The sequence below is a fragment of the Pseudomonas sp. 18.1.10 genome, from assembly GCF_024655625.1.
Lineage (GTDB): Bacteria > Pseudomonadota > Gammaproteobacteria > Pseudomonadales > Pseudomonadaceae > Aquipseudomonas.
Map to the genome: position 1 here is coordinate 1 of NZ_JANLGL010000239.1, position 7,680 is coordinate 7,680.

The 7,680-nt window shown below is 62.3% G+C and carries 5 protein-coding genes; 4 read left to right on the plus strand and 1 reads right to left on the minus strand.

Annotated elements, in window-relative coordinates; translation table 11 throughout:
• The first annotated feature begins 188 nt into the window (after positions 1-188).
• The 3 genes from NUV89_RS25625 to selO are packed head-to-tail and all read left to right on the plus strand — an operon-like array spanning position 189 to position 6,832.
• Positions 189-1,931, plus strand: coding sequence for a potassium/proton antiporter (locus NUV89_RS25625; RefSeq protein ID WP_017734886.1), 1,743 nt, complete (start codon positions 189-191; stop codon positions 1,929-1,931).
• A gap of 50 nt (positions 1,932-1,981) precedes the next feature.
• Positions 1,982-5,320 carry a mechanosensitive channel MscK gene (mscK, locus tag NUV89_RS25630; protein ID WP_257783512.1) on the plus strand — a complete coding sequence of 1,113 codons (3,339 nt, stop codon included), beginning with the start codon at positions 1,982-1,984 and terminating at the stop codon, positions 5,318-5,320.
• 48 nt (positions 5,321-5,368) lie between these two features.
• Positions 5,369-6,832, plus strand: a complete 1,464-nt coding sequence (selO, locus tag NUV89_RS25635; protein WP_257783513.1) for a protein adenylyltransferase SelO — start codon at positions 5,369-5,371, stop codon at positions 6,830-6,832.
• Positions 6,833-6,883: 51 nt separating this feature from the next.
• Here selO and NUV89_RS25640 read toward each other — a convergent pair whose 3' ends face one another.
• Positions 6,884-7,114, minus strand: a complete 231-nt coding sequence (locus NUV89_RS25640) for a hypothetical protein (protein ID WP_257783514.1) — start codon at positions 7,112-7,114, stop codon at positions 6,884-6,886.
• Between the two features lie 82 nt (positions 7,115-7,196).
• Here NUV89_RS25640 and trxC point away from each other — a divergent pair, with 82 nt between their 5' ends.
• The gene (gene trxC, locus NUV89_RS25645; RefSeq protein WP_257783515.1) at positions 7,197-7,631 is read left to right on the plus strand and encodes a thioredoxin TrxC; all 435 of its coding nucleotides are present in this window, start codon (positions 7,197-7,199) and stop codon (positions 7,629-7,631) included.
• The last annotated feature ends 49 nt before the right edge of the window (positions 7,632-7,680 follow it).

Below are 7,680 nucleotides of genomic sequence, written 5' to 3' on the forward strand. Positions count from 1 at the left end.
GCGGTGTATCAGTCGCCAGATGCATTGACTGGCACACCGCTTTCGCGAGCAAGCCCGCTCCCACATTGGATCTTCGCCAACCTGCAAAAGCTTTTTGACAGCGCAGCAATTCAACAGGTTAGAATCGCTGGCACGCAGACTGCATGGTCAGTTTGCGCCCCGTCTTGTTTGCCCATGGAGTACTGCCTTTGAATGCGACGACCATCAACAGCCTGTTCTTGATCGGCGCGTTGCTGGTGAGTGCGAGCATTCTGGTGAGTTCTCTTTCGTCCCGCCTGGGTATCCCGATCCTGGTGATTATCCTGGCCGTGGGCATGGTCGCCGGCGTCGATGGCGGCGGCATCATCTTTGACAACTACCCGACCGCCTACCTGGTGGGCAACCTCGCACTGGCGGTGATCCTGCTCGACGGCGGCCTGCGCACCCGGGTAGCGAGTTTTCGCGTGGCACTCTGGCCGGCGTTGTCGCTGGCCACGGTGGGGGTGTTGATTACCACCGGCCTCACCGGCATGGCCGCGGCCTGGCTGTTCGACCTGAATATCATCCAGGGTTTGCTGATCGGCGCGATTGTCGGCTCAACCGACGCCGCAGCCGTATTCTCGCTGCTCGGCGGCAAGGGCCTCAACGAACGGGTGACCGCCACCCTGGAAATCGAATCCGGCAGCAACGACCCGATGGCGGTGTTCCTCACCGTCACCCTGATCGACATGCTCGCCAGCGGCCAGACCGGCCTGCACTGGAGCCTGCTGACGCACCTGGTGCGCGAGTTCGGCATCGGCGGCGTCGTCGGCCTGGGCGGCGGCTGGCTGATGCTGCAAATGGTCAACCGCATCAACCTGGCCACCGGCCTGTACCCGATCCTGGTGATCGCCGGCGGCCTGTTCGTCTTCGCCGTGACCAACGCCCTGCACGGTAGCGGCTTCCTCGCCGTATACCTGTGCGGCCTGGTGATCGGCAACCGCCCGGTGCGCAGCCGTCATGGCATTTTGCATATGCTCGACGGCATGGCCTGGCTGGCACAGATCGGCATGTTCCTCGTGCTGGGCCTGCTGGTCACGCCCCATGACTTGCTGCCGATTGCCCTGCCGGCCCTGGGCCTGGCGTTGTGGATGATCCTGTTTGCGCGGCCGCTGTCGGTGATCGTCGGCTTGCTGCCGTTCAAGGCGTTCCATGGCCGCGAAAAAGGCTTTATCGCCTGGGTAGGCTTGCGCGGCGCGGTGCCGATCATTCTCGCGGTGTTCCCGCTGATGGCCGGCCTGCCCCATGCGCAGCTGTACTTCAACCTGGCGTTCTTTATCGTGCTGGTCTCGCTGCTGGTGCAGGGCACCAGCCTGCCGTGGGTGGCCAAGCTGCTCAAGGTAACCGTGCCGCCGGACCCGGCGCCCATCTCCCGTGCGGCCCTGGAAGTGCACGTCACCAGCGAGTGGGAGCTGTTCGTCTACCGCCTCGGCGCCGAAAAATGGTGCATCGGCGCCGCCCTGCGCGAACTGAAAATGCCCGAAGGCACGCGGATCGCCGCGCTGTTCCGTGGCCAGCAACTGCTCCATCCGTCGGGTAGTACGGTGCTGGAAGTCGGCGACCTGCTCTGTGTGATCGGCCACGAACACAACCTGCCAGCCCTGGGCAAACTGTTCAGCCAGGCACCGCAACGCGGCCTCGACCTGCGCTTCTTCGGTGACTTCGTTCTCGAAGGCGACGCCCAGCTGGGCGCGGTCTCCGCCCTGTACGGCCTGAAGCTGGAAGGCATCGACCCGGATATGCCACTGAGCAGCTTCATCACCCAGAAAGTCGGCGGCGCGCCCATCGTCGGCGACCAGGTGGAGTGGAACAACACCATCTGGACCGTCGCGGTCATGGACGGGAACAAGATCGGCAAGGTGGGCGTCAGATTCCCCGAAGGAAGTCGCCCGGGCCCCGGACTCTTCCTCTAAACTGCGGGGCGACAACGCCCCGATTCTTCACCTTGCACGACCGGTCTCTAATGCCAATCCTGCGCACGTTCCTCGCCACTGCCCTGCTGGGCCTGACCCTTTGTGTCGGCACCGTCCACGCGGCCGACCCGCCCAGCGCCGACGCTATCCAGCAATCCCTGGACAAGCTGCCCGACCGCAAGCTGCCTGACGCCGATATGAAGGCGCTGCAGAACGTCCTGCAACAGACCCTGACCTACCTGGGCAACAAGCAGGATTACGAGCAGCGCCTGGTGGACCTCAAGCGCCAGCTCGAAGACGCGCCGCGCCAGACCGTCGAAAACCAGCGCGAGCTGACCCGGCTCAAGGCCACCAAAATCGTCCCGGTGGCCCAACGCTATGCGAGCCTGCCGGTGCCGCAGCTGGAGCAATTGCTGGTGCAGCGCACCACCCAGCAAGGCGACCTGCAAAAAGACCTGGCCGACGCCAACAGCCTGACCATCGCCGCCCAGACCCGCCCCGAACGCGCCCAGACCGAAATCAGCAGCAGCCAGACACGCATCCTGCAGATCAATTCGATCCTCAAGGCCGGCAAAGACAACGGTAAAACCCTCAGCAGCGACCAGCGCAACCAACTGAACGCCGAACTCGCCGCCCTCAACGCCCTGATCCCGTTGCGCCGCCAGGAACTGGCCGGCAACAGCCAACTGCAAGACCTGGGCAACAGCCAGCACGACCTGGTGGTGGAAAAAACCGCGCGCCTGGAACAAGAGATCCAGGACCTGCAAACCCTTATCAACCAGAAACGCCTGGCGCAATCGCAACAAACGGTGACGCAACAGTCCATCGAAGCGCAAAAGGCCGGCGGCAGCAGCCTGCTCGCCACCGAAAGCGCGGCCAACCTGAAACTCTCCGACTACCTGCTCAAAAGCACCGACCGCCTCAACGACTTGACCCAGAAGAACCTGCAAACCAAGCAGCAACTGGACACCGTGACCCAGAGCGACGCCGCCCTGGACGAGCAGATCAACGTGCTCAAGGGCAGCCTGCTGCTGTCGAAGATCCTCTATAAACAGAAGCAGGCCCTGCCGCGCCTCACCGTAGACCGCGACCTCGCGGACGACATCGCCAACATTCGCCTGTACCAGTTCGAGGTCAACCAGCAAAGGGAGCTGATTAACTCGCCGAGCGCCTATGTGGATAACCTGCTGGCCAACCAGGCGCCGGAAGACGTCACCCCGCAACTGCGCCGCACCCTGCTGGAACTGGCGATCACCCGCAGCGACCTGCTGGAGCGCCTGAGCCGTGAGCTGAGCGCGCTGCTGAATGAATCCATCACCCTGCAACTCAACCAGAAACAGCTGCTGAGCACCGCCACCACGCTGCGCGCGACGCTTGACGAGCAGATGTTCTGGATCCCCAGCAACAAGCCGCTGGACACCGAGTGGCTGGAAACCGTGCCGGCGCACCTGAGCAAGCAGGTCACCACCCTGCCCTGGGCGTCCAGCGTCAGCGAGTTGTACGACGGCCTGACCCAGCGCCCGCTGCTGTTCCTGCCGCTGCTGTTGTTGATTGGCGCGCTGCTGTGGCGGCGCAAGAACCTCTATCAGCGCCTGAACAAAGTCCACCAGGACATCGGCCACTTCAAGCGCGACAGCCAGTGGCACACGCCCCAGGCCATCCTCATCAATATCCTGCTGGCGATGCCGGTGTCCCTGGGCCTGGCGCTGTGCGGCTATGCGTTGCAGATCGACGCCCGTGGACAGAACGCCAACCTCGGCGCGGCGCTGTTGCAGATCGCCCAGGCATGGATGGTGTTCTACACCGCCTACCGCATCCTCGCGCCCGGCGGCGTGGCCGAACTGCATTTCCGCTGGGAAAAACCCCAGGTCGAATTCCTCCAGGGCTGGGTGCGCAAGCTCGGCCTGGTGGTGCTGGCGCTGGTGGCCGTAGTGGCCATCGCCGAGCATCAACCAGCGGCGCTGGCCGACGACGTGCTGGGCATCGGCGTGGTGCTGCTGTGCTACGCGCTGATGGCCTGGCTGCTGGGCCGCCTGCTGCTGCACAGCCCGGCCCACGAAAAGGCCTCGCTGTTCCGCAAAGCCGTCGGTGTGCTGTTCACCGCCCTGCCCATCGCGCTGTTTATCGCCGTGTGTTTTGGCTACTACTACACCGCGCTCAAGCTCAGCGACCGCCTGATTAACACCCTGTACCTGCTGATGTTCTGGCTGGTGATCGAAGCCACCTTCGTGCGCGGCCTGGGCGTTGCCGCACGACGCCTGGCCTATGCGCGTGCGCTGGCCAAACGCCAGGCGGCCAAGGAAGCCGGCGACGGCGAAGCCGTGATCGAAGAGCCGACCCTGGACATCGAGCAGGTCAACGAACAGTCCATGCGCCTGATCCGCCTGGCCTTGCTCGGCGGCTTTATCGCGGCGCTGTACTGGGTGTGGAAAGACCTCATCACCGTGTTCTCCTACCTAGACAACGTGACCCTCTACGAATACACCAGCGGCACCGGCGCCAATATCAGCATGGTGCCCATCAGCATCGGCGACTTGCTCGGGGCGTCGATCATCGTCGGCATCACCTTCGCGCTGGCGCGCAACCTGCCCGGTTTGCTGGAAGTGTTGGTGCTGTCCAAGCTGGACCTGGCCCAGGGCAGCGCGTACGCGACCACCACGCTGCTGTCCTACGTGATTGCCGGCGTCGGCTTTGTGTCGACGCTGTCCACCCTCGGCGTGAGCTGGGACAAGTTGCAATGGCTGGTGGCGGCGCTGTCGGTGGGGTTGGGGTTCGGCATGCAGGAGATCTTCGCCAACTTTATCTCCGGCATCATGATCCTGTTCGAACGCCCCGTGCGGATCGGCGACACCATCACCATCGGCAACCTGTCGGGCACGGTGAGCAAGATCCGCATCCGCGCCACCACGATCACCGACTTCGACCGCAAGGACATCATCGTCCCGAACAAGACGTTCATCACCGGGCAACTTATCAACTGGTCGCTGACCGACACCATCACCCGCGTCACCCTGAAACTGGGCGTGGACTACGGCTCCGACCTGGATCTGGTGAAGGAACTGTTACTCAAGGCCGCCCGGGAAAACCCGCGCGTCCTCAAAGAACCCGAACCCCATGTGTACTTCCTCAACTTCGGCGAAAGCACCCTCGACCACGAACTGCGCATGCACGTGCGCGACCTCGGTGACCGTAACCCGGTGATCGACGAGGTGAACCGCTTTATCAACCGCGAGTTCAAGAACCACCACATCAACATCTCGTTCCGCCAGATGGAGGTCTACCTCAAGAACCTCCACGGCCAGGAATACAAACTGGTGGAAGTCGATAGCCCGGCCAAGCCCGCCAACGACGGCGGCGTCACCGAACCACCGCCGAGCAAACTCGACTAACCGCGCTATCCCCAGCAGAATGCTCGGACATTCTGCTGGAGATGGCCGGTGAAAGCCCTCGACGAACTGACCTTCGACAACCGTTTCGCACGCTTGGGCGACGCGTTCTCAACCCACGTACTGCCCGAACCCCTCGACGCCCCGCGCCTGGTCGTGGCGAGCAAGGCCGCCATGGCCCTGCTCGACCTCGACCCGGCCGTGGCCGAGACGCCGGTATTTGCCGAGCTGTTCGGCGGGCACAAGCTGTGGGCGGAGGCGGAGCCACGGGCGATGGTCTACTCCGGGCATCAGTTCGGCGGCTACACGCCGCAACTCGGTGATGGTCGCGGGTTGTTGCTGGGCGAGGTGTACAACGCCGCTGGCGAGCATTGGGACCTGCACCTCAAGGGCGCCGGGCAGACGCCCTACTCGCGCATGGGCGACGGGCGCGCGGTGCTGCGCTCTTCGATCCGCGAGTTCCTCGCGTCCGAAGCCCTGCATGCGCTGGGCATCCCGAGCAGCCGTGCCCTTTGCGTGATCGGCTCCGACACCCCGGTGTGGCGTGAGAAGCAGGAACGTGGCGCGATGGTCTTGCGCATGGCGCCGAGCCACATCCGCTTCGGGCATTTCGAATATTTCTACTACACCAAAAAGCCCGAGCAACAGGCGCTGTTGGCTGAGCACGTGCTGAACCTGCACTACCCAGAATGCCGTGAGCAGCCTGAGCCGTACCTGGCGATGTTCCGCGAGATCGTCGAGCGCAACGCCGAGTTGATTGCCAAGTGGCAGGCGTACGGCTTTTGCCATGGGGTGATGAACACCGACAACATGTCGATCCTGGGCATCACCTTCGACTTCGGGCCGTTTGCATTCCTCGATGACTTTGACGCGCACTTCATCTGCAACCATTCCGATCATGAAGGGCGCTACTCCTTCAGCAATCAGGTACCAATCGGGCAGTGGAACCTCAGCGCATTGGCGCAGGCGTTGACGCCGTTCATCAGTGTGGATGCGTTGAAGGAAGCGCTTGGCCTGTATCTGCCGTTGTATCAGGCGAATTACCTGGACTTGATGCGCCGCCGGTTGGGGCTGACCACCGCCGAAGACGATGACCAAGCGTTGGTGGAGCGCCTGCTGAAGCTGATGCAGAACAGCGGCGTGGATTACACCCTGTTCTTCCGCCGCCTTGGGGATGAATCAGCAGCACTGGCCGTGGCGAAGTTGCGCGATGATTTTGTCGACATGGCCGGATTTGATGCCTGGGCCGACCTGTACAAGGCTCGCGTAGAGCGGGACGGGGATTACAGCCAGGAACAGCGCCGCGAGCGGATGCACGCGGTGAACCCGCTGTACATCCTGCGCAACTACCTGGCGCAGAACGCCATCACTGCTGCCGAATCCGGGGATTACAGCGAGGTGCGACGGCTGCATGAAGTGCTGAGCACACCTTTTGAGGAACAGTCCGGGATGGAGCAGTACGCGCAGCGGCCGCCGGATTGGGGCAAGCATTTGGAGATTAGTTGTTCGTCGTAACCCCTCAACCAATGTAGGAGCGAGCTTGCTCCTACATTGGCTGGCATACGATCAGTCGTTGTGCTCAGGCATGCGCCGACACTCCAGATCATAGGTTTCAACCCAGTCAGAAATAATCTCCAGTAACCCATTCAGCGGATGATCTTCGTCTTCCCCCGTTATATGAAGTAACTGATCAATTATTTCGACTAGAAAGTCATAGTCGTCCTCGTTTTGAGGTTTGCGTAGCAAGGGCGCTACAAAGGGCCAATGTTCAATAGCCAGTTTCAGATTGTCGTTCATACCTAGCCCTCTTTGATTGATCTTGATAAACCGGGTTGCCGGCTACAGATTGAATCCATAAGCCATACTCCAGGAGCCCCCCATGTCTGAATCTCTTGTCATCCCCTGCCCTCACTGCAACGGCCTCAACCGCATCCCCGGCGAACGCCTGGGCGACGCGCCCAAGTGCGGGCGCTGCAAGCAATCGGTGTTGTTGAACAAGCCTTTCGAACTGAAGCAAGGTGACTACGCCAACCAGATCAAAGGCGATCTGCCGCTGCTGGTGGACGTATGGGCCGACTGGTGTGGGCCGTGCAAATCGTTTGCGCCGGTGTTTGAACAGGCGGCCGGGCAGCTGGAGGGCAAGTGCCGGCTGGCCAAGCTGGACAGTGAGGCCAATCAGCAGCTGTCGGCGCAGTTGGGGATTCGTTCGATTCCCAGCTTGATCCTGTTCAAGAACGGCCGCGAAGTGGCGCGCCAGAGCGGGGCCTTTCCGCTGCCACAGCTGATGGCCTGGCTGCGCAGCCAGGGTGTGTAACTCGGTCAAATGTGGGAGCTGGCTTGCCTGCGATGGCTGTAGTGAATTC

Bases quoted from the DNA above. Each gene is read 5' to 3' on its own strand.
- mscK (WP_257783512.1), top strand. From the start codon at position 1,982: ATGCCAATCCTGCGCACGTTCCTCGCCACTGCCCTGCTGGGCCTGACC.
- NUV89_RS25640 (WP_257783514.1), bottom strand. From the start codon at position 7,114: ATGAACGACAATCTGAAACTGGCTATTGAACATTGGCCCTTTGTAGCG.
- trxC (WP_257783515.1), top strand. From the start codon at position 7,197: ATGTCTGAATCTCTTGTCATCCCCTGCCCTCACTGCAACGGCCTCAAC.